Raw genomic sequence first — 24,725 nt, forward strand, 5'->3', positions numbered from 1 at the left:
CATGGCAGTCAAAATCGCCATCAATGGCTTTGGACGTATCGGTCGCCTTGTTCTGCGCGGCATTATTGAAAGCGGGCGCACGGACGTGGTGCCGGTGGCCATTAACGATCTGGGCAGCGTTGAAGATAACGCCCACCTCCTGAGCTATGACAGCGTACATGGTCGCCTGCCTGCGGATGTGCGGGTGGAAAATGGCAAGCTGGTCATTACCGCCAATGGCCGCACGTGGGGCCCGATCACCGTTTCTGCCGAGCGTGACCCTTCCAAGGTTCCTTTTGAAGGTGTTGACGTGGCCATGGAATGCACCGGCCTGTTCACCACAAAGGAAAAAGCCCAGCTCCTGCTGGCTGCTGGCGCCCGTAAGGTTATTGTTTCCGCCCCGGCAACGGATGTGGATGCAACCATTGTGTACGGTGTTAACCAGGATGTGCTGACATCCGACATGACCGTTATTTCCAATGCGTCCTGCACCACCAACTGTCTGGCTCCCATTGCCAAGGTTATGGAAGACGCCTTTGGCATTGAACGCGGCTACATGGTGACCATCCACTCCTACACTGGCGACCAGCGCACGGTGGACACCCTGCACAAGGACCTGCGCCGCGCCCGCGCCGCTGGCATGAACATGATCCCCACCTCCACCGGGGCAGCCCGCGCCGTGGGTCTGGTTCTGCCGCAGCTCAAAGGCAAGCTTGATGGCACGGCCATTCGCGTGCCCACAGCCAATGTTTCCGTTGTTTCACTCGACTTTGTGCCAAAAACCGCGCCTGGCAGCGTTGAAGAGGTCAACAACGCAATCAAGGCTGTTGTTGAATCCGGCGTTATGAAAAACGCTCTGGCTTACAACGACGCCCCTCTGGTCAGCTCCGACTTCAACCACGCCATTGCATCCTCCACCTTCGATGCAACACAGACCGCGCTGGTGGACGGTGGCAAGCTAGTGCGGATCTGCTCCTGGTATGATAACGAATGGGGCTTCTCCAACCGTATGTCCGATACGGCAGCCCTGTTTGGATCACTGTAATGGCGACCAACCTTCCCTTTGCAACACTGGATAAGCTTGACCCCAAGGGCAAGCGTATCCTGCTCCGCGTTGATCTGAACGTCCCTATGAAGGACGGTCAGGTTACTGACCAGACCCGTATTGAGCGTATTGTTCCCACCATTGCGGAACTGGCGGACAAAGGTGGACGGGTTATTCTGCTCAGCCATTTTGACCGCCCCAAAGGGCAGGTCGTGCCCGATATGTCGCTCAAGCCGATTGCAACCGCACTGGCCACCGCACTGGGGCGCCCGGTCAGCTTTGCGCATGACTGCATTGGCCCCGATGCCGAGGCCGCAGCACGCTCCCTGACGGATGGCGAAGTACTGCTACTGGAAAATACCCGCTTCCAGCCGGGTGAGGAACAGAACGATGCGGGCCTGTCCGCAGCACTTGCCAGCTTGGGTGATGTGTATGTGAACGATGCGTTCTCCGCAGCGCACCGGGCCCACGCTTCCACCGCTGGCGTTGCAACCCATCTGCCCTCCTTTGGTGGCCGTCTGATGGAAGCAGAACTGCAAGCCCTGTACGCGGCACTGGAAAACCCCGAACGGCCCGTAGGCGCCATTGTGGGGGGAGCCAAAATTTCCACCAAACTCCAGCTGCTGGAAAATATGCTGGAAAAAGTAGATATGCTGGCTATTGGCGGCGCCATGGCCAACACGTTTCTGGCAGCTCAGGGGCTCAATGTCGGCAAGTCGCTCAAGGAAGATGACATGCTGGACACGGCCCGCCTGATCATGGCGCAGGCCAAGGCCAAAAACTGCGATCTGATCCTGCCTGTGGATGTTGTTATTTCCGAGGACTTCATGGCAGGTGCGCCGACCAGCACCGTGCCGGTAACCGCTATTCCAGATGGCTGGATGGCGTTGGACGTTGGGCCAGAGACGGTCAAGCTGCTCAACAGCAAACTGGCAGGCCTTAAAACACTGGTCTGGAATGGCCCACTCGGCGTATTTGAACTCCCGCCGTTTGACGAGGGTACAAACGCTGTTGCGCAGCTGGCTGGTAAGCTGACCAAAGCCGGAAGCCTGAAAACCGTAGCAGGGGGAGGAGATACCGTATCCGCCCTCCGCCATGCAGGTGTGCTGCATGACATGACCTATGTTTCCACCGCAGGTGGTGCTTTCCTTGAATGGCTGGAGGGCAAAATTCTGCCCGGTCTGACCGCCATTAGCACAACACTGGAAAAAACCCTGCCGATCTAACTGGCCCGGTTTTTAGTCCATACAACCGTCGGAGGTTCTGGCTTCCGGCGGTTTTTTATGTGTTTTTCAGCAAGCTCTATGCCACCAACACATATAGGCTACTCTCAGTCCTGCCCATCAGGCAAAGTTACAGGCACTTTACGAAGTCGCCCGTAAGTCTGCATCAGCACCACGCCTGACAAAACCACACCACCACCAATAAGCGTTCTAAGGGCCGGGACTTCGCCCGTCATCAGGTAAGCCAGCACCAGTGTTGTGGGGGATAGCAGATATAAAAAGCCCGATGAGCGGGCCACACCCATCTGCCCAACCACATGCGCCCACGCCGCATACCCCAGAATGGCAGGGAAAGCCCCCAGCAAAAAAGCCAGAAACCACGGCCATAACCCCTTGCCCTGCAACGCCATAACTCCGGCAGGTAACCAAGGCAGCAGCACAACCGCACCAATAAGCAAGATCCATGCCGTGGAAACCAAAGCGCCATACCGCGCCACAAGGGGCCTTTGCAGCAAAAAATACAGGGCTGAACAGAATGCCGCCGCCAATACGGTCGTTGCGCCAGAGCCAAAAGCAAAGCCTCCGGGCTGCCCGCTGCCAATCAGCACAATACCAGTAAAGCTGACAACCGAGCCAACCCACCCCCATAAGGGAAGAACCTCACCCATAAAAACCACGGCAACAAAGGCAGACATAAAGGGTGCAAAGTTGATCAGCAGGCTGGTTGCACCCGCAGAAACCGTCTGCTCGCCCGTATTGAACAAGATATTATACAGAGCAATCCCCACCGCCCCACACAGCAAAAAACGCGGCAGATCCTGCCAATGGGGCAGTGCTGGCCGGCGGGCGCAAAACCACCCCACCACAAGCAGGCCAGCAACAGCATAACGCAAGGCCGCAAGAGGCACAGGTGGCACGTAAGCCAGCGCCATGCGCACAAGGGGGTAAGCACTGGCCCAGGATAAAATAGCCGCACATACGGCCAACACCGGCACATTGCGCGGTGTACCGGCCGTATGCTCCATTTTTCTTATCCTTGTTAAAAAGACTTCTATTCTCTTCTCAGGACCTGATCGGTCAGAAAAGATGCAATCCGGCCTGCCACAAAATCCTGTTTAAGGGCGACCTCATCATACTCATCCCGCACCCAGTCCATGAAGGGGATACGCCCTTCAGCCTGAGCCTGATACCGTAGAAAAAAAGCATCCAGAATACCCGTGCGGGAACGACGGAAATGCCCATACCGCCATGAAAGCTCGCCCAGAGCCTGAGCAGCACTCCCCCCCTCGAACATGATCACCAGTGCCGAGGCAAGCCCCGCCCGGTCTGCACCAGATTTACAGTGCATCAACATAGGGAACTGCAACTGGCCATACATTTGCGCAAACCGCAAAATACGGTCCCTATGCGGTGCGCCCCTGCTTTCAAACGCCATATCCAGATGGGCAATACCAATTTGCTGCGCTGCATTGCGCGAAAGCGCGTCCGACCCACATTGCCTGTGCCCACGCAGATTGACCAATGTGCGCAGACCAAGCTTGCGCACAGCCTGCCGCAAGCGCGCAGGAGTAGGGTGGTTGCAGCGGTAAACCTTGCCAGGAATAACCGCATGGAGGTTGGTCCAGACCAGACGAAAAACAGCGTGGTCCACAAACAGGCTGTCCGTCCAGGCTCTGGCACGGCCGGTCATGGAAGAAAGATGGCCGTTAAACACGCAACCCCCTTGATGTCATGCAGGTAATATGGCTGCCCATCATGTTCCACCTCCAGCCGTGTGCGTCAACATGAGCCAAAAATCTGATGACAACGCACATGCCAGCAGAACAGAAAAACCCGGCAGAAAGACTTTCTGCCGGGTTTTTCCTGATAAGCGCTGAACCGAGCCGATACGCTCAGATCTTACGTTCGATCTGCAATTCCTTAATCCGACCAATCGCCTTGGCCGGGTTCAGCCCCTTGGGGCAGGTCTGGGTGCAGTTCATAATGGTACGGCAGGCATAGAGCTTGAACGTGTCCTCCAGTGAATCAAGGCGTTCACCGGTATGTTCATCACGGCTGTCTGCAATCCAGCGGTAAGCGGCCAACAGTACGGCCGGACCAAGATACTTGTCCCCGTTCCACCAGTAGGACGGGCAGGACGTGGTGCAGCAGAAGCACAGAATGCACTCCCACATCCCATCCAGCTTGGCACGCTCTTCAATACTCTGGCGACGTTCACCATCGGGTGGCGGCGCGCTGTCTGCCTGCATCCAAGGCTGAATGGAGCGCAACTGCGCATAAGCACCATCCAGATTGGAAACCAGATCCTTGACAATAGGCATATGGGGCAACGGATAAATCCGCACATCCCCCTCAATGCTTTTGATCGGTTTAAGGCACGCCAAGGTATTTTCGCCATCAATATTCATGGCGCAGGAGCCGCATATCCCTTCTCGGCAGGAGCGCCGGAAGGTTAAGGTCGGATCAACCTCGTTTTTGATATGGATAATGGCGTCCAGCACCATTGGCCCGAATGTGTCCAGATCAAGCTCGTATGAGTCTATGACCGGGTTTTTACCATCATCCGGAGACCAACGGTAAACCTTGAAGGTTTTAACATTTTTTGCGCCGGCCGGAGCGGGAAAGGTTTTGCCTTTCCCTACGGTGCTGTTACGCGGCAGTCTGAGTTCGACCATGTTCGCCTCCCTTTGCCCTGCGGATCAGTAAACGCGCTTTTTGGGTGGGAAAACCTCGACATCGTCGGTCAGGGTTTTCATATGCACCGGACGGTAGGTCAGCTTTACGCCGCCTTTATCATCCAGCCAGGAAACGGAATGTTTGAGCCATTCCTTGTCATCACGCTCAGGAAAATCATCGCGGGCATGTGCGCCACGGCTTTCGTGCCGGGCAAGACCACTTTCCAGCGTTGCAGTTGCGTTGGCGAGCAGGTTCTCAAACTCCAGCGCTTCCATCAGATCGCTGTTCCAGATCAGTGAGCTATCCGCCACGGAAATATCGCCCAGACCACCCCAGATTTCACGGATCTTGTTAACGCCTTCCTGCAGGCTTTCTTCCGTACGGAACACTGCCGCATGGGCCTGCATGTCGCGCTGGAGGCGGTCACGCATGGCGGACACCTTGGTGCCGCCCTTGGCGTAACGCAGCTTGTCCAGACGGTCCAGCGCAGCCTCACCCGCACCAGCGGGCAGAGGGCGGGCAAAGTCGCTGGGCTTGACCACTTCCGCTGCCCGGCGCGCTGCCGCACGACCGAACACGATCAGATCGAGCAGGGAGTTCGTGCCAAGGCGGTTTGCACCATGCACGGATACGCAGGCAGCCTCGCCCACGGCCATCAGACCCGGCACTACGGCATCGGGGTTTTCGGCACTGGGGCGCACGACTTCGCCGTGAATATTGGTGGGAATACCGCCCATGTTGTAATGCACGGTCGGCAGAACTGGCACGGGTTCCTTGGTAACGTCCACACCCGCAAAAATACGCGATGTTTCCAGAATACCAGGCAGACGTTCGTGCAGAAGATCGGAACCCAGATGTTCCAGATGCATCATGATGTGGTCCTTTTTGGGACCACAGCCGCGCCCTTCCTTGATCTCAATTGTCATTGCGCGGGACACCACATCGCGCGAAGCCAGATCTTTTGCCGTAGGCGCATAACGCTCCATAAAGCGCTCGCCCTCGGAGTTGGTCAGGTAGCCACCTTCACCACGGCACCCTTCGGTCAGCAGGCAGCCTGCTGGGTAAATGCCGGTAGGGTGGAACTGCACAAACTCCATATCCTGCGTAGGCAGACCTGCACGCATGACCATGCCGTTACCATCACCCGTACACGTATGGGCAGATGTGCAGGACTGGTAAGCACGCCCGTAGCCACCCGTCGCCAGCACCACCATTTTGGCGTTAAAGCGATGGATTGTGCCATCATCCTGACACCAGGCCATAACGCCACGGCAAGCGCCTTCGTCATCCATAATCAGGTCAATAGCGAAGTATTCGACAAAGAACTCCACATTATGCTTCAGGCACTGCTGGTACAGCGTGTGCAAAATGGCATGGCCCGTGCGGTCAGCCGCAGCGCAGGCGCGGGGCACCGGAGCCTTGCCAAAATCGCTCATATGCCCGCCAAACGGACGCTGGTAGATTTTACCATCTTCCGTGCGGGAGAACGGTACACCAAAGTGTTCCAGTTCCTGCACGGCAGGCACGGCCTCGCGCACCATAAATTCAATGGCGTCCTGGTCACCCAGCCAGTCAGACCCCTTAACGGTGTCATACATGTGCCAGCGCCAGTTATCCTCGGCCATGTTGCCAAGGGAGGCCCCAATACCACCCTGCGCGGCCACCGTGTGGCTACGGGTGGGAAAAACCTTGGTAATGCAAGCCGTGCTCAGGCCTGCGGCCCCCATGCCCAGCGTTGCACGCAGGCCCGAACCACCTGCACCCACGACCACAACATCGTATGCGTGATCAACAATCCGGTAAGCTCCCCGTGAAGGAGAGGAATTGGCATTCATCGTGACGGCGCTCCCATATGCGTTCGGCCTGTCAGTCGTTCAGGTTCATGCCGCCGCGTATCCGACCTGTCCGTCGGCGGCACAAGGCTCTTTTATATTTGGGCAGATGCCCCGGTTATTTACCGGTGCTGCTCCGCGCCACCAGCTTGATCACGGCAAAAACGCCCAGCAGCCCCAGAAGAGAGGTGCCAATCTTGACCAGCAGACGGGTAGGCAGATGCGCCTTGCCGTGCACATAATCGTCCACAATAACCTGCAGACCAACCTGTGCATGGTAAAAGGTGGTAATGATCAGCGCTGCCAGCATGGTCGCGTTAACGGGCTTGCCGCCCCATTTAACCACCTCGGCGTGGTCTGCGCCGCCAAGGCGGAACATCTGCACCACAAACCATGTGGAAAGTGGTAGCAGGCTTGCGGCAGAAACGCGCTCGGCCCACCAGTGACCAACACCGGAATGCCCGGCGCCCAGGCCGCGTGCACGCCCAAGCTGGGAGCGCATGACTTCAATATGTGGAACAGAAGCGTTCATGTCAGGACACCTTCCCGGCTTTGGCGCGTTTGCTTCTGCGGCAACCCGCCACAGCTAGCAGGGCAGCGGCCAGCACGGTGCTCACACCGGCTGTAACACCCACCGCCACTGGGCCATCCTTGTTCAGCTCTTCCTTGTCATACCGGTAGCCTGCATCCCAGATCAGATGCCGGATGCCACCGACTGTGTGGTAAACGACCGAAGCCAGCCACCCCACCAGCACCAGCTGGCCCAGCGGGTTGCCCGTTACCTTACGCGCCGTGGCGAATGCCTTTGGCCCTTTGGCAGCCGCTCCAAGCCAGAACACACCCAATGCGGCTCCGGCTGTTGCGATCACTCCCGTGATTCGATTCGAAATGGAAAGAACCATGGAAAGCCGGTAACGGTACACCTGCAAGTGCGGCGACATGGGCCGCTGGATCAGTGTGCCGTCACTTCGGCTCCCTACATAGAGGGCCTTACGGATATCCTGCATTGTCAGCCTCGTACCCCGTGTCTATCCCTGTGCGCTGGTTGCATCCAGCGTTTTGCATCGTTTTTGTCCTACGCCCCGTGCCTCAGCCCGGTCAATTCAACGGATCAACACGAGACCGAGAGGGACGGGATTCTCACTCAGGCGTGTCTGGGCAGAAGGTCGAGCGCGATCATGGTTTCAGCAATCTGAACCGCGTTCAAAGCCGCGCCTTTCCGCAGATTATCGGCAACGCACCAGAAGGCCAGACCATTCGGTACGCTGGGATCGACACGAAGGCGTGACACATAGGTTGCATCCTCACCCACGCATTCCAGTGGCGTAACATATCCGCCATCTTCGCGCTGATCGAGCAGAACAACACCCTCGGACTCCCGCAGGGCCTCACGCGCGCGCTCAAGGTCTACCGGCTCGGCAAACTCGGCAACAACAGCCTCGGAATGGCCAACAAACACCGGCACACGGACGCAGGTTGCCAGAACTTCCACATCCGGATCGAGAATCTTTTTGGTCTCGACTCGCATCTTCCATTCTTCCTTGGTCGCACCGTCATCCATAAAACGGTCAATCTGGGGAATGCAGTTAAAGGCAATCTGCTTCTGGAACTGTTCGATTTTTGGCGGGTCGTTCACAAAGCTGCCACGGGTTTGGGAGAACAGCTCGTCCATGCCGTCCTTCCCTGCGCCAGAGACCGCCTGATAGGTGGAGACCACCACACGCTTGAGCGTAAACAGGTCGTGCAATGGCTTAAGGGCCACCACCATCTGAATGGTCGAGCAGTTGGGGTTGGCAATAATATTGCGCTTCATGCTCTTGAGAGCCAGAGGATTGACCTCCGGCACCACCAGCGGCACATCCGGCTCCATGCGGAAGTGAGATGTGTTGTCGATCACAACACAGCCAGCCTTGGCGGCAATCGGTGCATATTTGGCAGATACAGCCCCACCGGGGGAAAACAGCCCCACATCCCAGCCCTTGAAATCAAAGGTTTCAAGGTTCTGTACTTTCAGAACACGGTCCCCGAACGAGACTTCGCGTCCTGCGGAGCGGGGGGAGGCCAGTGCGACAATATCATCCACCGGGAATTCCCGTTCGGCCAGTGTCTTGAGGATTTCCCGTCCCACAGCACCTGTTGCGCCTACAACAGCAACCCGATAACCCATAATCCACCTTTGATTCAGAGCACGTTAAAAGTCAGAAAAACGGTCACCCGCATGGGGTCCGCCCGATCGCGCGAACCCTAGACCATTCCGCCTGCAAATGGAATTGCCGCCCCCCAGTTTCCACTCCCCACACCGGAGCGGAGGCAGCATTCCTCCATGCAGCCTGCACACACCAGACCACCAGAGCAGGATTGTGAGAAATACTGCCTGAAACTTATTTATAAAGTGCAATAATGAAAAAAATAATTTTATATCCCGTGTGAAAGGTTTCTTTGACGCATATCAATGCAACCTTTCACAGATATGCTTGTCATATCAGCCAGAAAAGTTGTGGAGGAAGACCGTTTTTCTACCCTGCCATCCCGGTCCCTCCTCACCCCATACAGAATGCATTGGGAAAAGAACGTGACCGTTAAAATTGCCATCCTGAAGGAAACGCAGCCCGACGAACGCCGGGTTGCCATGATTCCCGCGGTAGCACAGCGCTTAGCCAAGCTTGGGGCAAATCTTGTTCTGGAGCAGGGAGCCGGAAGTGCTGCAACCTATACAGACGATGCCTATACAAAGGCGCAGGTAACGCAGGAGCCCGATATTGGGAAACTGGTTGCCGATGCGGACATTGTGCTGGCCGTCCAACCTCCATCGGTCGATACCGTAAAAAAAATGAAGCCCGGCGCTCTGCTGATCTCCTTCATTTACGCCCAGACCCAGCCCGATCTGGTCAAGGCTTTGCGGGATGGCAAGATTACCACGTTTGCCATGGAGCTTATTCCGCGCATCAGCCGTGCACAGGCCATGGATGCCCTGTCCAGTCAGGCGGCGCTGGCTGGGTACTATGCCCCCCTGCTGGGCAGCGTGCATATGCAGAAAATCCTGCCCATGATGACCACAGCCGTTGGCTCCCTGCGGGCTGCGCGCGTGCTGGTCATGGGGCTGGGGGTTGCCGGTTTGCAGGCACTGGCCACAGCACACCGCCTGGGCGCTGTGTGTGAAGGCTACGACGTGCGGCCAGAAACCAAGGAAGAAGCGGAATCCGTTGGTGCCAAATTTGTGGACACCGGGGTGGATGCCCGTGGCGCTGGCGGCTACGCCCGCGAACTGACCGCGGATGAAAAAGCCAAGGTGCGGACCGCCCTTTCCCAGCATATTGCACAGGCGGATCTGATTATTACCACAGCCGCCGTACCGGGCCGTAAAGCACCCCGCCTGATTGATGCCGAACAGCTTGCTGGGATGAAGGAAGGCTCCGTGGTGGTTGATATGGGTGCCCCCAACGGCGGCAACTGTGAAGGCACCAAAGCGGGCGAGACCGTAAAGGTGGGACCGGTGATCATGGTTGGCCCGACCAACCTGCCCTCCAGCCTGGCGGCACAGGCCAGCGAGCTTTACGCCAAGAACATTTACAACCTGCTTGAGCAGGTTCTGCATGATGGTGTGCTCAAACCCGATTTTACCGACGAAGTCATAACCGGCACCACGCTGACCCACGACGGCAAGATTACCAATGCCGCGATCCAGAAGGTCATCGAAGGCACACCAGCGGAGAAAGCATAATGGATTCCGTAACATCCATGACCTTTATTATCGCCCTCTACATCTTCATGCTGGCCGCGTTTACCGGCTACGTGGTGATTAGCCGGGTGCCGTCCATCCTGCATACGCCGCTTATGTCCGGCTCCAACTTCATTCACGGTATTGTGGTGGTCGGGGCGCTGGATGCCCTTTTTAACGCCACCACACTGACGGGGCAGATTATCGGGTTTGTCGGCGTCTTTCTGGGTGCTGGTAACGTTATGGGCGGCTACGTAGTGACCGACCGTATGCTGGCAATGTTCCGCCCCAGCCAGAAACAGACACCAGAAAAAAAGGGCCAGCAGTAACATGTTTATTGAATATATTGTTGGTCTGAGCGGACTGATTGCCGCAGGACTGTTCATTTACGGGCTGAAGGCCATGTCCTCCCCCGTAACCGCCGTATCGGGTATTGTCACCGCTGGTTACGGCATGGTGTTTGTGGTTGGGGCAACATTCCTCAACCTGTTCAATGTCAGCCCGGATGCCCGCCCGCACCTGCTGGTCAATGTGGCGCTTGCCGTGGTTGCCCTGCTGCTGGGCTGCCTGTGGACAGGCTGGCGCGGACGCACCGTGCAGATGACCGCCATGCCGCAGATGGTTGCCATCTTTAACGGCATGGGGGGTGGTTCCGCTGCATCCCTTGCTGCTGTCAGCCTTCTATCCGACCATGCAACATCCGGCCTGCACCTGAGTGTGACCATTGTTGGTGCGCTTATTGGCTGTATCTCCTTTACCGGATCGATCATTGCATGGGCCAAACTGGATGGCCGTATGAGAAAACCCGTGCGTTTTGGCGGGCAGCGGATCTTTAATGCCGCCCTGTTCCTGATCGCTCTGGTTCTTGGTGCTCTGACCGTCATGCAGTATGGCACGCCCACTGGCGCTCTGCCGGGCATCCTGTTCTTTGGTGCGGCGCTGCTGTTTGGTATTTGCATGACCCTCCCCATTGGTGGGGCGGACATGCCTGTGGTGATCTCGCTCTACAACGCCTTTACCGGTCTGGCCGTGGGGCTTGAAGGGTATGTCATGGGCAACCCTGCCCTGATGATTGCAGGCATGGTGGTTGGTTCCGCAGGCACACTGCTGACAGCCCTTATGGCCAAAGCTATGAACCGCTCGCTGACCAACGTTCTGTTCAGCAACTTTGGAGACACGGCCAGCTCCGCCAAAGGCCCGGAGGGGGAAATGAAATCCGCCGATCCGTCGGATGCCGCAACCTCCATGCGTTATGCTTCCAGCGTTATTATTGTGCCCGGCTATGGTCTGGCCGTGGCGCAGGCGCAGCAGAAGCTCTATGAATTTGTTAAAATGCTTGTAGCAGATGGTGTGGATGTAAAGTTTGCCATCCACCCCGTGGCAGGCCGTATGCCGGGGCACATGAACGTGCTGCTGGCCGAAGCTGGCGTTCCATACGACATGATTTACGATATGGACGATATTAACGACAGCTTTGCCACCACCGATGTTGCTCTGATTATTGGTGCGAACGACGTGGTCAACCCCGAAGCCCTGACCGACAAGTCCTCCCCCATTTATGGTATGCCAATCCTGAATGCTTACAAGGCACGTCAGGTCTTTGTTATCAAACGTGGGTCTGGGACCGGTTACTCGGGGGTTCAGAACCCTCTGTTCTTCCAGAAGAACTGCACCATGGTCTTTGGGGATGCACAGGCCGTGCTCTCCAAAATGGTCGAAGCCGTCAAGGCGCTCGGCTCAGCCTAAGGGCAAGCGGGAGGGAACCAGAAGGTCCCTCCCATTTTTTTTGTTTGCAAAAAAAGGCGTAGATTATGTCAGGCAAGATGAAAGCCGCTGTTGTCCATGAATTTGGCAAGCCGCTCACGCTTGAAGAACTGGACATTCCCTCCATCAACACCAACCAGATTCTGGTCAAGATGATCGCCTGCGGCGTCTGCCATACGGACCTGCACGCAGCCAGTGGTGACTGGCCCAAAAAACCCACACTCCCGTTTATTCCCGGGCACGAGGGGGTGGGGACCGTAGTAGCAGTTGGCAGCAATGTGGACTGGATAAAGGAAGGGGATGTTGTTGGCGTTCCGTTCCTGTATTCAGCCTGCGGGCATTGTGAACACTGCTTTGCAGGGTGGGAAACCCTGTGCCAGAAGCAGGAAGAGACCGGCTATTCCGTTAATGGCTGCTTTGCAGAATACGTGGTGGCAGACCCCAATTACGTTGCCCATATTCCAGCTGGTGTGGACCCCATTAAGGTCGCACCCGTGCTGTGCGCAGGCCTGACGGTTTATAAGGGTCTGAAAATGACTGACACACGCGCAGGCGACTGGGTTGCCGTCTCCGGTGCGGGTGGTCTGGGCCAAATGGCAATCCAGTATGGTGTTGCCATGGGTCTGAACATGATCGCTGTCGATATTGATGATGCCAAACTTGAAACAGCACGGAAACTTGGCGCCGTACACACCGTTAATGCCAAGACAACTGACCCGGCTGCCTTCATGCAGAAGGAAGTTGGCGGTGTTCACGGGGGATTGATTACGGCGGTTTCCACCAAGGCGTTCTCGCAGGCCATGGGGTATGTACGCGCTGGGGGCACACTGGTCCTGAACGGCCTGCCACCGGGGGACTTCCCCATCTCCATTTTTGATATGGTCATGAACGCCATTACCATTCGGGGGTCCATTGTGGGTACCCGGCTGGACATGATCGAAGCGCTCTCCTTCTTTGCTGAAGGAAAAGTGACATCAGTTACCAAGACAGACAGGCTTGAAAACATCAATAACATATTTGATGATCTCAAGAATGGTCGTGTTGAAGGACGTGTTGTTCTGGACTTCAGAAACTAACGCTCTCAACAGCTACGAACAAAAGGATTTTTCCATGGCTTACGCAACGACAAACCCTTTTACTGAAGAGCAGGTCAAGGTTTTTCCAAGCCCGACGGATGCCGAAGTTGATGCAGCGCTGGACAAGGGCCATGCCGCCTTTAAAAAGTGGAAAAGCACCTCCTTTGCAGAACGCGCACGCATTCTGCAAAAAGCAGCCGACCTGCTGCGCGCCAATGTAGACGAATACGCAAAGCTGCTTACGCTGGAAATGGGCAAGCTTTACGCAGAAGCCAAGGCAGAAACCGAGCTGTCTGCCGCAATTTTTGAATATTATGCCGTTAATGCAGAGCGGCTTCTGGCACCCGAAGTGCTCCCTCTTGCTTCCGTCAAGGAAGGGCGTGCCAAGATCGTGTTCGAAGCACAGGGTATTCTGCTGGCGATCGAACCGTGGAACTTCCCCTACTATCAGGTTGCCCGCATTATTGCGCCGCAGCTTTCTGCTGGGAATGTTGTCATTCTCAAACATGCGTCCAACGTGCCGCAGTGTGCTGCTGCCATGGAAAAGCTGATGCATGATGCAGGACTTTTGGAAGGTGGATTCCAGAACCTGTACCCCACACGCGACCAGTTGGCCAAAATTATTGCCGACCCACGTGTACGTGGTGTCGCCCTGACAGGCTCCGAAGGGGCTGGTGCCAAAGTGGCATCCGAAGCTGGGCTGGCTCTTAAAAAATGCACCATGGAACTGGGTGGGTCTGATGCGCTGATCGTTCTGAACGATGCAGACGTGGAAAAAGCCGCCAAATGGGCTGTTTATGGCCGCCACTGGAATGGTGGACAGGTGTGCGTCAATGCCAAGCGCATGATTGTGGAAGATGGCATTTACGACAAATTTGTTGAGCTGTACCGCAAGGGTGTTTCCGCACTCCGTATGGGCGACCCCATGGACCCGGCAACAACGCTGCCTCCTCTTTCCTCCCGCGGGGCGGTAGAGGGCCTGAAGCAGCAGGTTGCTGATGCCGTGGCGCAGGGTGCAAAAGCGGAAGAAATTCCGTTGGAAATGCCCAACAAAGGCTGCTTCTTCCGCCCGGTTATCCTGACCAATCTGGAAGAAGGCAATCCGGCACGTCACACAGAATTCTTTGGCCCGGTTACCATGCTATTCCGTGCAAAAGATGCTGACCACGCCATTGAAATTGCCAATGACTCCCCTTACGGCCTGGGTGGCTCCATCTTTACCAAAGATGAAGAACGTGGCGCGGAACTGGCTCGCCAGATCGATACCGGCATGGTTTACATCAACCATCCGACCATGGTTAAGGCTGACCTGCCGTTTGGTGGTGTCAAACGATCCGGTTTTGGCCGCGAACTGCTGGGCCTTGGCCTGAAAGAGTTTGTGAATGCCAAGCTGATCGACATTGTGGACATTGATGCACCGTTCTAACTTTTACTGAACGCGCTCTCTCTAAAAAGGCGGAAGGAGTAATCCTTCCGCCTTTTTTATACCCCCTCCGAAGGGGAGATGAATAATTCCTTTATAAAACATACTTTTTCAGGAATGATTTAAACTCATTCAATCTCATACTCACAAAAATAGGCCATGTGCCGCGCACATGACCTTTTAAATCCGTTACAGAATTCCAGAGTGCGTTTTACGCAGGTACAACCTGTGCAAAGGCCCAGTCCAGCCAAGGGAGCAGTGCAGCCACATCTGCCGCTTCTACCGTTGCCCCACCCCATATGCGTAAGCCCACCGGAGCATCGCGGTAGCTGGCAAGGTCAAAGGCAATGCCTTCCTTATCCAGCACAGACAGCATTTTTTTGACTGTTGCGGTCTGTTCGTCCCGCTCCAGCGCCAAAAACCATGGCGCAATAATACGCAGGCAAATTGCGGTGGATGAGCGCTCTGCCTCTTTTTCTGCCAGAAAAGTGACCCACTCGGTCTTTTGCACCCAAGCAGCTACGGCCGCCAGATTAGCCTGAGAACGTGCCTTAAGCCCTTCCAGCCCACCTACGGATTCCGCCCAACGCAGGCTGTCCAACGCATCTTCCACACACAGCATGGAAGGCGTGTTGATCGTGTCTCCCTTAAAAATACCTTCGATCAGGGCATTTTTGGCCGTCATACGAAAAATTTTTGGCAACGGCCGTGGAGCCTTGAATGTTTCCAGCCGTTCCACAGCTCGGGGCGAAAGGGCGATCATACCGTGTGCGGCTTCTCCGCCCAGAGCCTTCTGCCAGGACCAGGTGACCACATCCAACCGGTCCCATGGCAGGTCCATGGCAAAGGCTGCCGATGTTGCATCGCAAATGACCAAGCCGTCATGCTGGGCGGGAATAACATCGCCCGCAGGCAGGCGCACGCCAGAGGTGGTGCCATTCCATGCCAGCACCACATCATGCGCCCAGTTGACCTCCGACAGGTCAGGTAACTGGCCATATTCCGCCTTGAGCACGCGGGTTTCTTCCAGCTTCAGCTGGGTTACAATATCCTGCGCCCAGAGAGCAGAAAAACTTTCAAACGCCAGCACATCAACCGGGCGCTCACCCAGCAATGACCACAACGCCATTTCCACAGCGCCCGTGTCGGATGCTGGCACAATGCCAACCCGCCAGCCTTCCGGCACACCCAGAATTGTGCGTGACCGCACAATAACGTCGTTCAGCCGTGCACGCCCTTCTGGCGAGCGGTGCGAGCGCCCCACCAGCGCGTTGGACAGTGCTGCCACGCTCCACCCCGGGCGCTTGGCGCAGGGGCCGGACGAAAAACAGGGATTGAGCGGGCGGATGGCCGGACGGGACGAAGCAGAGGGGGAAAGGGCGTTCATTACCTTGGCCGAGAAGAGGAAGGGACAAGTCTGGTGCGAGAGAGGGGACTCGAACCCCTAAGCCCGTAAGGGCGGTCGATTTTGAGTCGACTACGTCTACCAGTTCCGTCACTCTCGCGAACTGCTTTTCCCCTACCAGCAAATTGCCACATGGAAAAGAGTTGTTGGCAGCATTTATCGCACAAAAGCGGTCCAAGCAGCCCTTAATACCTATCGGCAGACGCGTTTTGTGCCATCGGCTGCAATGTAGGTGCCTGTCTGGGTATTAAAGCACGCGCTGCGCACGCAACTGCCACCCGATGCAAGAGGCTGGGGATAATTTTGTACAGCCATGGCCATAGCCTCCCGCGCGGCAGCACCACACAGGGGAGTATTGGCCGGGGCTGACGGATCATTCACCAGTTGGCTCTCATTGGCGGGGGCAGGGGATTCCGTGCTCAAACCCGGCGCAAAACTCTGGGGGGGAATACGGGCTGGCTGGCTGGCACACCCGGCCAGAAAACCCAGAACAAGGCAGGACCCCAGCGCCCTTGTGCGAACATGGATGAACATGCACTTCGGTCTTTCAGCACAACAAGGCTCATGGCCTTACATGGTTACAGAAAAGCCAGCATACCCCTGTTGCCAGCCTATGCCCACTCCGGGATTTACAGGTCCAGCCTCCCCTGCACAGGTCGGCCCCCCACAACCGCGCGGCAGGAACCATCGCCAAAGGTCAGTTCAACCTGCTGCCCGACTTTTAACCCCGCAGCCTTTGTAACCGGGTGACCATCTGCCGTAACCAGCGCATACCCCCGTGCCAGCACTGCCTGAGGGGACACGGCCTCCAACTGCCCAACCATACCCGCCAGCGCAATCCGCCTCTCACGCAGGAGCGCCATAAGGGGAGCGGAGGACACACGGCTACGCCCCAACCGCACCTCCTGACGTTGTAGCGTATGCTGCATTCCGCTCTGAAAAGCCCCGGCCAGCACCACCACACGTGTTCTGCGACCAGACAAAAGCGTTTCCACCGCTGGCATATGCCGCTCTACAGCGACCAGATCAGCCTTGCGGCGCTGTACAAGGGCTGGCAAAGCCACATCCAGCCTGCGACTACGGTCATCAAGCTGCATACGGGCGGTCTGCATGAGCGCGGGCAGGTCTGGCAGACTGGCTGCTGCGCGGTCCAACCGCAAGCGGGCGGTTTGCATCTGTCGCGCCAGCGCGCCCATTGCGCGGGCTGCACGGTGCTCAATATCGGCCAGCAACTCGCTGCGTACGGGCACGGCCATTTCTGCCGCAGCCGTTGGGGTTGGAGCCCGCCGGTCAGATGCAAAGTCGATCAGGGTTGTATCGGTCTCATGCCCTACTGCCGAAATCAGCGGAATGGAGCACGCTGCTGCAGCCCTGACCACCCCTTCATCATTGAACGCCATAAGGTCTTCGAGCGACCCGCCACCGCGTGCCACAATCAGCACATCCGGGCGAGGCACAGCCCCCTTGCCATCCAGCGCGGAAAACCCGTTAATGGCCGCCACAATCTGGGCTGCGGCCCCTTCCCCCTGCACAGGCACAGGCCAGACCACCACAGGCCGGGGAAAACGCCTTTTGAGTGTCGTGCAGATATCATGCAGCACTGCACCCTGGGGGGAGGTTACAACCCCAATCACGCGAGGTAACAGCGGAAGAGGGCGTTTACGGGCGGGGTCAAACAGCCCTTCCTCCCCCAGTTTAAGCCGCAGGCGCTCAATCCGGGCTAAAAGCGCGCCTTCTCCCGCATATTCCATGCGCTCTACAATAAGCTGGTAGCTTGAGCGCTCGCCGTAAGCAGAGACCTTGCCTGTTGCAATAATTTCCAGCCCATTCTCTGGCACCAGTCCAAGGCGGCTTACGCTGCCACGCCAGACCACGCCGGAAATCTTGCCCTGCTCGTCCTTGAGCGAAAAATAAATGTGCCCTGACGGGTAACGTTTGAACTCGGTAATTTCACCGCGCACGCGCACGCGGCTGAACGAACCTTCCAGCGTGCGGCGGATGGCACCGGAAATTTCCGAAACCGTATACTCAGGGACATTGCCGCCAGAAGGGGTGGCGGCTCCAAACTCTTCGTGCATTCGCCTAACCTATGCTACAGACGCTCGCCCTGAAAGAGCAGACATGAACAGCAGGAGAAAAGAATTGCGCGTACTTCTGGTTGGCTCCGGCGGCCGCGAACATGCCATGGCCGAAACACTTGCCCGCTCGCCAGCACTTTCTGCGCTGTTCATTGCCCCCGGCAACCCCGGAACAGCCCGCTGCGGCGTAAACGTTCCCATAGGGGCGCATGATGTGGAAGCACTGGTTACCTTTGCCCGTGAGCAAAAAATTGATCTGGTAGTCCCCGGACCAGAGGCCCCTCTGGTCGCAGGACTGGCAGATGCCTGCGCGCTGGTAGGTCTGCCCTGTGCAGGCCCCACACAGGCCGCTGCCCAGCTTGAAGGCAGCAAGAGCTTTACCAAGGAAATATGCGATGCCGCAGGTATTCCCACCGCTGCATGGGAACGCTTTACGGATGCTGCCTCCGCCATTGCCTATGTGCGCCGCAAAGGTGCGCCCATTGTAGTCAAAGCCGATGGCCTTGCTGCGGGTAAGGGCGTTGTTGTTGCTGCATCCGTCACCGAAGCCGAAGCTGCCATTACCGACATGATGACCGGCGGCGCACTGGGAGAAGCCGGGCGCAGTGTGGTAATTGAGGACTGCCTTGTAGGGGAAGAAGTTTCTCTTTTCGCATTCTGCGCGGGAGAGACAGCCTGCCTTATTGGCGCGGCACAGGACCACAAACGCATTGGCAATGGGGACACAGGCCCCAACACCGGCGGTATGGGTGCTGTATCCCCCCCAAAAGGCTTTGGCCGTGCGGAGCAGGAAGCCGCTCTGGACCTGTTGGTCCGCCCGATGCTGCGTGAAATGGCACGCCGGGGCACGCCCTTCCGTGGGGTTATTTTTGCAGGCCTGATGCTGACCGACAAAGGGCCATCCCTGATTGAATATAACGTACGCTTTGGCGACCCGGAGGCAGAAGCCCTGCTGCCACGCCTGACATCTGACCTGCTGCCCGCACTGACTGCACTGGCCGAAGACCGGCTGGATACGGCCCCCATCACTTTTTCCAATCAGGCATCGGTCTGTGTGGTTATGGCAGCGCATGGTTACCCCGGCACACCCGAAAAAGGTGCGGTTATTCATGGGCTGGACAATGCCAATACGCTTGAAGGGGTGCGGGTTTTTCAGGCCGGGACCACGCAGAACATGGCGGGGGATCTGGTTGTTTCTGGTGGACGTGTTCTTGCTGTCTGCGCATTGGCGGACACGGTGGCAGAAGCCCAGACACGTGCTTACGCCGGGGTCAATGCCATTACATGGGAAGGGGCTGTCTGGCGTACGGATATTGGCAACCGCGCCTTATAACGCGCTCAGCCCACGCAGCGTGGCAGGTAGGCTAGCACTCTGGCCTGCCTGTTTCTTGCACGGAGCGCCCTAACACCAGAGCATCCGAGCCATCGGAATAATAGGCCCTGCGCACCCCCTGTTGCACAAACCCTGCCTGCGTATATGTTTTTTGCGCAGGCAGGTTGCCAACAGAGACTTCCAGAAAAATCATTTCGGCTTTTTGGGCCGCAGCCTGGGCAAGACTCCAAACAACAAGCTGGGTAGCCAGCCCTTGCCGCCTGTAGTGTGGCAAGACGCAAAGGGTCAGAATTTCTGCCTCGCCGGCAACGCAACGCAGCATAACAAAACCAGCCGGATTGCCAGCCACCTGCACAAGCCCGACACAAACACCGGCTGACCCCAACAGACTGGTCATGGCAGCAGTATTCCACTGGTCTGCTGGCACAAAGCAATCTGTATGCAGGCTTGCCAGCACTGCCGCGTAGCTGCCCCCCACGGTCTGAACAACACCCATTATATAGGCGCAGCCCGTAACCCATTGGCTGGCAACTTGGCCTCTGGTGGGTCTACATACAAAGGTAGCGCGCAACGTTCGGGCAATTCGCCCCGCAACCGCTGCAATGCCGCCGCTGCAACCTGCTCTACATCAGGGTGTGTGAGCGCGCACGATACAGCGGAGGGGAAAGCCAGAACCGAGCGCGCCTCCCCTGCGACTAGCCATTTCCCCTGCGGAGCAACCCAATCCGCTATGTTTATGGCCCGCGCTCCTTGCGGGTCTTCCACAAACACACGACCACGACGCGCAGCAGTCACCACAAGCCAGCCGGACAGGTCCGCACCTGCGGCCGCAAGAGCCGCATCCAGTTCTGGGGCCAATGCTTCGGCCCGTGTAACCCCGACCACCGGGCAGCCCACACCCACGGCATACCCCGCCGCAGCCGCACAGGACGCCCGCAGACCGGTAAATGACCCCGGCCCAACCACAACAGCGACCAACTCAGGCGCATTCCCCTGAGCGAGTGACCAACCTGCCTGTTGCAACACTTCGGCCGCCAGCAGGCTAACCCCTTCAGCCGCCTGCTTACCAGCCTCCTGCCGGATAGCCAGAACCCGTAAATGCCCATTGTTCTGAACAACACAGGCGGCCGTGCCACACGCGCTCTCCCCTGCCGGACTACCATCCAGCACCAGAATACGCTGCACCACTTATTCTACAACCCGGCAGGCCTGATCGAACTCAAGCCGTGGTGCCCGTTCAGGCAGGCCATCAAAATCTGCATAGCCAAGGCAGAGCAGAAAATTGGCGCGCCAACCCTGCTCTACTAAAAAAGCATCTTCCACCATAGATTGGTCAAAGCCGGAAACAGGCAGAACATCCAGCCCAAGAGCACGGGCGGCCATAATCATATACGCGCCCTGGAGCGTGCCATTGCGAAATGCCGTTTCTTCCGAAAGGCCAACATCCGCGGCAAACCATGCCCGCAGTTCCTCGCCGGGACAAAGATAGGGAAGCTGTTCAAAAAAAAGCGGATCATGGGCAACAATGGCAATAACAGGTGCCCCCATTACCCGATTGACATTCCCGGCGGACAGGGCAGGGCGCAGTTTTTCACGCCCCATTGAGCCTGTAATAAAAACAATGCGGGCAGGGCTGCAATTCCCCGAAGTCGGTCCCATACGCGCCAGATTATAAACCTGACGCAAGGTACCCTCCTCTACAGGGCGAGTCGTCCAGCGCAGGGGGGTACGCGCTTTTGTAAACAGCAGATCTAACCCACTTGCGTCCAACATGTTCTGTTCTGCCTCCAGCCGCGCCAGGTTGTTTGGGGCGCGTTGCTGTATTCTTTACGGCAAGCGCCCCGCACAGAAAAGAGTCCCGTTTGGCAGCGGTTCAGTCCACCTGCTCAACAGAAACCACTTCTGGCACGTAATGCTTGAGCATGTTTTCCACCCCATGTTTGAGTGTGGCGCGCGATGATGGGCACCCCGAACATGCGCCCTGCATGGTCAGGCGGACAATACCATTGCGGTACCCGCGAAAAACAATATCGCCCCCATCCCCGGCAACCGCCGGACGAACCCGCGTATCAAGCAGTTCCTTGATCTGAGTCACAATCTCTGCATCTTCGGGGGCAATATCATCCTCCCTTACGGCAACGCCTTCAGCCACTACGGGCAGACCAGCCACAAAATGGTCCATAAGGGCAGAGAGCACCAATGGGCGCAGTTCTTCCCAATCCGCATTATCCGCCTTGGTGACGGAAACAAAGTCGTTACCCAAAAAAACACGGGCCACGCCGGGCAGGGCAAACAGGGCATCGGCCAGAACCGAACGCCCTGCTACGGCATCGGCATCAATAAAATCTATGGTGCCTGCATCCCCCACAACAGCCTGACCGGGCAGGAACTTGAGCGTGGCGGGGTTGGGAGTGCCTTCGGTTTCTATGAACATGGCGGAAGTGTCCGATCTGTAGGGTAAGCCTGTAGGATTACCATTCAGTTGGCATCAGAATGAGGACAGAACAAGTTCTGTATAAAAATTTTAGACAACGTCCCGCTCATATCCGGGTGGAAAATGGCTGTTTTGCGGGATTTTGAACCGATCTATCAGCAAGTCTGCCATGCAGGGAGCGATATTCGGGTTCACTTTTGGCGCCTTAAACCTTTTGCAAGGAGAGGAGACGCGCGCGCAAAGCCGGGTCGTGTGCATAAAGATATAGCCCCTTAACGGCACGGGTCATGAGCACATTCATCGCATTCAGCATAATCTGCTCCATGGTCTGCTCCGGGCTGGCAAAACCATTCCGGCCAGCAAATGCAGCACCATCCTCATACCGGGCGGGGTCCAGCACCAGCCTGTCCGTCTGGGCATCGTACCGGACAGACGGCCCAAGCAACAGCCCCACATAATTCAGGTCAAACCCCTGCACGGTATAAACAGAACCAACCTCATCAATCGTATCGGTCCGCTCGGCCCACGGTAGTCTGGCTTCTGGCTTGGCAATATCCCATTTCAGATGGAAGCGCCCTTCCGTTACAAAATGCTCTTTACCGTCCAGCCGGTAAGGATAGTCATATGTTGCAACCATGCGGGACAGGCCGAATTGTGTGTTTTTTTGACACACCTCCTCATACATAGCCTGCGCGTCCTGAAAAACTCTCAAATCAAACGATGGGTCCTGATGAATGGGATCAATTTTTTTCTTACAGAATTTTTCTATCCAACGGCAGGTCTGTGCTCCTGCCTGCATACGGAACTGGTTTTCAAGCCGATATGTTTGAACATTTTTATGCAGTAAAATTTCCGATAATTTATTATTATCCCAATGACTTTTAAATTTAAGAACCTGTTTTTCATCAAAAACCAGTACAACGACTTTCGCACATTTCAGAATTTCCTCAAGATGATTGTCCTGAGAAAACCTATTGTATTTATCTGATTTTGTTAAAAGAAGATGTGCCTCGTCAATCACAACCACATCTGCAACGTGACCAGTTTTGTGCATGGTGTTGATAAAGCTTGTTGGTCTTTCAAAATCCTTCTTTTTTGTAAAAGAGTTCTGTTCTGAAATATTCCTGTAAAGCTTCATCATTTCAGGATGATTGACCAGAAGGTAGTTTTGGGTTCCTGATAAAGGGTTTATACTATTTTTATCTCTGGATTTTTTTTGTATTTCATTAAAAATTTCGTTGATAACAAGGCTTTTCCCTGTTCCCGCATCACCTTTAATAACAAAAACAGCATGACCCTGCACAATATGCTTACAACAGAAATCCAGAACATTTGCACACAGATTTTCCTGCTCAACCGAAAGCTGTTGATCAGGAGAAAGTTTTTGCAAAGCCTGATTGTTGTTTATAGCCATAATCATGCACCCCAAAATAACAAAAAAGCCTTTTCCCGTTTATGGGAAAAGGCTTTTCATCAATCCAGAAAAACCATTCCGGTTTAACGCAGAATACCCGTATGCCCAATGGAATAACGGCCCGGCTGTGGCCACACGGTCAAACCATGAGGTTCCTGCCCAACGGGAATGCTGATCATTGATCCATCATCCGTGTTAATCCGGTACACCACATCATCAAACCGACCAGACAGCCACAGTGCTTTGCCATCCGCACTTACATTGCCCATATCCGGGCTGCCACCACCGGGAATAGGCCATGTTGCCACAACCTTGTTAGTTGCAAAATCAATAACCGAAACACCACCACCCTTACTGTGAGGGTGACCATGAATCAGGTGCGAACCACGGTTTGCAACGTACATTTTGGTTCCATCGCGGCTGGGGTACAGCCCGTGTGCACCAAGTCCTGTACGAATAAAGCCAATCTCGCGGAATGTATCTCCATCTACCAAAAAGACGCCATCGGCCATCATGTCGGCAACGTAAAAGATTTTCCCGTTAGGGGAGACCAGAATATCCTGCGGCATACCGCCACTGGAAAGTTTAAGGTACCCCATAACTTTTTTATCAACCATATCTACCTTGACCAGATGGCCACCAAATTCACAGGTAAAAATGGCATAACGCCCATCTATGGAAAAATCGGCATGGTTTACGCCTTTGCATTCGGGCACATCCACCGACTGTTGCAACTGCATACTATGCGGGTCACGGAAGTCCAGGCGTTTACGGGCCTCTGCCACCACAATGGCCGACTTACCATCCGGCGTAAAATACATATTATATGGGTCATCTACCGCAACGGATGGACCGGGGCGACCAGTGCGCGGGTCAATCGGGGTCAGGCTACCATGAATGGTGCCTTCGGCATTATTGGTCACCCACAATGTCCGCAGGTCCCAGGATGGCACAACATGCTGTGGGCTTTTGCCAACCGGAAAGCGATCAACAACCTTGTTGGTAGCCGGGTCGATGACGTACACATCATTCGACCGCAAATTGGGAACATATACCCGTGCCGGGTCCAGCGCGACTTCTGGCGCAATATGCCCGACACCTGTCTCGCTATACAAATTGTCAGGGTTGGAGACTGCTGGCATCCCGGGAATAGTCTGCACAAGAGGGGCCGCTGGCGCCACACCTTCGGACGGCGCAGCAACATCCTGCGCCCAAGCCGACATGCCGCTGGCATTCACGCCCAGAATGGCGACCGCCGCAACCAGATACTGTTTAAAACCCATAATCCAGACCCTCTGTGCCTGTTTCACTCAAAACCAATAATG

Annotated in this window: 24 protein-coding genes and 1 tRNA gene; 8 read left to right on the forward strand and 17 right to left on the reverse strand. The window is 56.2% G+C overall.

Annotated features, from left to right (window positions below):
• The first annotated feature begins 1 nt into the window (after position 1).
• Both gap and Absy_RS11880 read left to right on the forward strand, forming a co-directional pair.
• Positions 2-1,024 (forward strand): type I glyceraldehyde-3-phosphate dehydrogenase, encoded by a 1,023-nt coding sequence (gene gap / locus Absy_RS11875; RefSeq protein WP_048854966.1) that lies wholly within the window; start codon positions 2-4, stop codon positions 1,022-1,024.
• On the forward strand, positions 1,024-2,250 hold the full coding sequence (locus tag Absy_RS11880) for a phosphoglycerate kinase (RefSeq protein WP_048854967.1): 1,227 nt from the start codon (positions 1,024-1,026) through the stop codon (positions 2,248-2,250). Before gap ends, Absy_RS11880 begins: the two co-directional genes overlap by 1 nt.
• A 104-nt stretch (positions 2,251-2,354) precedes the next feature.
• Here Absy_RS11880 and Absy_RS11885 read toward each other — a convergent pair whose 3' ends face one another.
• The 7 genes from Absy_RS11885 to Absy_RS11915 form a co-directional block, all read right to left on the reverse strand.
• Positions 2,355-3,272: a DMT family transporter gene (locus Absy_RS11885; protein ID WP_048854968.1), complete on the reverse strand. Its 918-nt coding sequence runs from the start codon at positions 3,270-3,272 to the stop codon at positions 2,355-2,357.
• Positions 3,273-3,298: 26 nt separating this feature from the next.
• Positions 3,299-3,961, reverse strand: a complete 663-nt coding sequence (locus Absy_RS11890) for a tyrosine-protein phosphatase (RefSeq protein WP_048854969.1) — start codon at positions 3,959-3,961, stop codon at positions 3,299-3,301.
• A 178-nt stretch (positions 3,962-4,139) separates the two neighbouring features.
• Positions 4,140-4,922: a succinate dehydrogenase iron-sulfur subunit gene (locus Absy_RS11895; protein ID WP_048854970.1), complete on the reverse strand. Its 783-nt coding sequence runs from the start codon at positions 4,920-4,922 to the stop codon at positions 4,140-4,142.
• A 24-nt stretch (positions 4,923-4,946) separates the two neighbouring features.
• Positions 4,947-6,758, reverse strand: coding sequence for a succinate dehydrogenase flavoprotein subunit (gene sdhA / locus Absy_RS11900; protein ID WP_048854971.1), 1,812 nt, complete (start codon positions 6,756-6,758; stop codon positions 4,947-4,949).
• 115 nt (positions 6,759-6,873) lie between these two features.
• Positions 6,874-7,287, reverse strand: coding sequence for a succinate dehydrogenase, hydrophobic membrane anchor protein (gene sdhD, locus Absy_RS11905; protein WP_048854972.1), 414 nt, complete (start codon positions 7,285-7,287; stop codon positions 6,874-6,876).
• Position 7,288: 1 nt separating this feature from the next.
• On the reverse strand, positions 7,289-7,762 hold the full coding sequence (sdhC, locus tag Absy_RS11910) for a succinate dehydrogenase, cytochrome b556 subunit (RefSeq protein WP_048854973.1): 474 nt from the start codon (positions 7,760-7,762) through the stop codon (positions 7,289-7,291).
• A 137-nt stretch (positions 7,763-7,899) separates the two neighbouring features.
• Positions 7,900-8,922: an aspartate-semialdehyde dehydrogenase gene (locus tag Absy_RS11915; protein ID WP_048854974.1), complete on the reverse strand. Its 1,023-nt coding sequence runs from the start codon at positions 8,920-8,922 to the stop codon at positions 7,900-7,902.
• Between the two features lie 405 nt (positions 8,923-9,327).
• Between Absy_RS11915 and Absy_RS11920 the strand changes: the two genes are divergently transcribed.
• The 5 genes from Absy_RS11920 (at position 9,328) to Absy_RS11940 (ending at position 14,739) form a co-directional block, all read left to right on the forward strand.
• Positions 9,328-10,476, forward strand: a complete 1,149-nt coding sequence (locus Absy_RS11920; protein WP_048855082.1) for an NAD(P) transhydrogenase subunit alpha — start codon at positions 9,328-9,330, stop codon at positions 10,474-10,476.
• Complete coding sequence (locus tag Absy_RS11925; protein WP_048854975.1) at positions 10,476-10,802, forward strand: NAD(P) transhydrogenase subunit alpha; 327 nt, start codon at positions 10,476-10,478, stop codon at positions 10,800-10,802. The genes Absy_RS11920 and Absy_RS11925 overlap by 1 nt, the downstream gene beginning before the upstream one ends.
• Before the next feature lies 1 nt (position 10,803).
• On the forward strand, positions 10,804-12,219 hold the full coding sequence (locus Absy_RS11930) for an NAD(P)(+) transhydrogenase (Re/Si-specific) subunit beta (protein WP_048854976.1): 1,416 nt from the start codon (positions 10,804-10,806) through the stop codon (positions 12,217-12,219).
• Positions 12,220-12,284: 65 nt separating this feature from the next.
• Entirely contained in the window at positions 12,285-13,313 is a 1,029-nt protein-coding gene (adhP, locus tag Absy_RS11935; protein ID WP_048854977.1) for an alcohol dehydrogenase AdhP, read from the forward strand.
• Between the two features lie 34 nt (positions 13,314-13,347).
• Positions 13,348-14,739: an NAD-dependent succinate-semialdehyde dehydrogenase gene (locus Absy_RS11940; RefSeq protein ID WP_048854978.1), complete on the forward strand. Its 1,392-nt coding sequence runs from the start codon at positions 13,348-13,350 to the stop codon at positions 14,737-14,739.
• A gap of 208 nt (positions 14,740-14,947) precedes the next feature.
• Here Absy_RS11940 and Absy_RS11945 read toward each other — a convergent pair whose 3' ends face one another.
• From Absy_RS11945 to xseA, 4 genes are all read right to left on the reverse strand, one after another.
• Positions 14,948-16,123: a phosphoserine transaminase gene (locus Absy_RS11945; RefSeq protein WP_048854979.1), complete on the reverse strand. Its 1,176-nt coding sequence runs from the start codon at positions 16,121-16,123 to the stop codon at positions 14,948-14,950.
• 31 nt (positions 16,124-16,154) lie between these two features.
• Positions 16,155-16,241, reverse strand: a tRNA-Leu gene (locus Absy_RS11950).
• Positions 16,242-16,333: 92 nt separating this feature from the next.
• Positions 16,334-16,675: a hypothetical protein gene (locus Absy_RS11955; protein ID WP_048854980.1), complete on the reverse strand. Its 342-nt coding sequence runs from the start codon at positions 16,673-16,675 to the stop codon at positions 16,334-16,336.
• Between the two features lie 95 nt (positions 16,676-16,770).
• Positions 16,771-18,219, reverse strand: coding sequence for an exodeoxyribonuclease VII large subunit (gene xseA, locus Absy_RS11960; RefSeq protein WP_048854981.1), 1,449 nt, complete (start codon positions 18,217-18,219; stop codon positions 16,771-16,773).
• 43 nt (positions 18,220-18,262) lie between these two features.
• Between xseA and purD the strand changes: the two genes are divergently transcribed.
• A complete protein-coding gene (gene purD, locus Absy_RS11965) occupies positions 18,263-19,552 on the forward strand; it encodes a phosphoribosylamine--glycine ligase (RefSeq protein WP_179287851.1) in 1,290 nt (429 codons plus the stop codon).
• Positions 19,553-19,583: 31 nt separating this feature from the next.
• Here the strand turns inward: purD and Absy_RS11970 are convergent, their stop codons facing one another.
• The 6 genes from Absy_RS11970 to Absy_RS11995 all read right to left on the reverse strand — a co-directional run bounded on the left by Absy_RS11970 (position 19,584) and on the right by Absy_RS11995 (position 24,683).
• Positions 19,584-20,048, reverse strand: a complete 465-nt coding sequence (locus tag Absy_RS11970; protein WP_048854983.1) for a GNAT family N-acetyltransferase — start codon at positions 20,046-20,048, stop codon at positions 19,584-19,586.
• Positions 20,048-20,740, reverse strand: a complete 693-nt coding sequence (gene tsaB / locus Absy_RS11975; protein WP_048854984.1) for a tRNA (adenosine(37)-N6)-threonylcarbamoyltransferase complex dimerization subunit type 1 TsaB — start codon at positions 20,738-20,740, stop codon at positions 20,048-20,050. Before tsaB ends, Absy_RS11970 begins: the two co-directional genes overlap by 1 nt.
• Positions 20,741-21,325 carry a malonic semialdehyde reductase gene (locus Absy_RS11980; RefSeq protein ID WP_048854985.1) on the reverse strand — a complete coding sequence of 195 codons (585 nt, stop codon included), beginning with the start codon at positions 21,323-21,325 and terminating at the stop codon, positions 20,741-20,743.
• A gap of 100 nt (positions 21,326-21,425) precedes the next feature.
• A complete protein-coding gene (locus tag Absy_RS11985) occupies positions 21,426-21,986 on the reverse strand; it encodes a NifU family protein (protein WP_048854986.1) in 561 nt (186 codons plus the stop codon).
• A gap of 205 nt (positions 21,987-22,191) precedes the next feature.
• A complete protein-coding gene (locus Absy_RS11990) occupies positions 22,192-23,406 on the reverse strand; it encodes a DUF2075 domain-containing protein (protein WP_048854987.1) in 1,215 nt (404 codons plus the stop codon).
• A 77-nt stretch (positions 23,407-23,483) separates the two neighbouring features.
• Positions 23,484-24,683 (reverse strand): YVTN family beta-propeller repeat protein, encoded by a 1,200-nt coding sequence (locus Absy_RS11995; RefSeq protein ID WP_048854988.1) that lies wholly within the window; start codon positions 24,681-24,683, stop codon positions 23,484-23,486.
• Positions 24,684-24,725: the final 42 nt, after the last annotated feature.

Source organism: Acetobacter syzygii (assembly GCF_000964225.1).
Lineage (GTDB): Bacteria > Pseudomonadota > Alphaproteobacteria > Acetobacterales > Acetobacteraceae > Acetobacter > Acetobacter syzygii.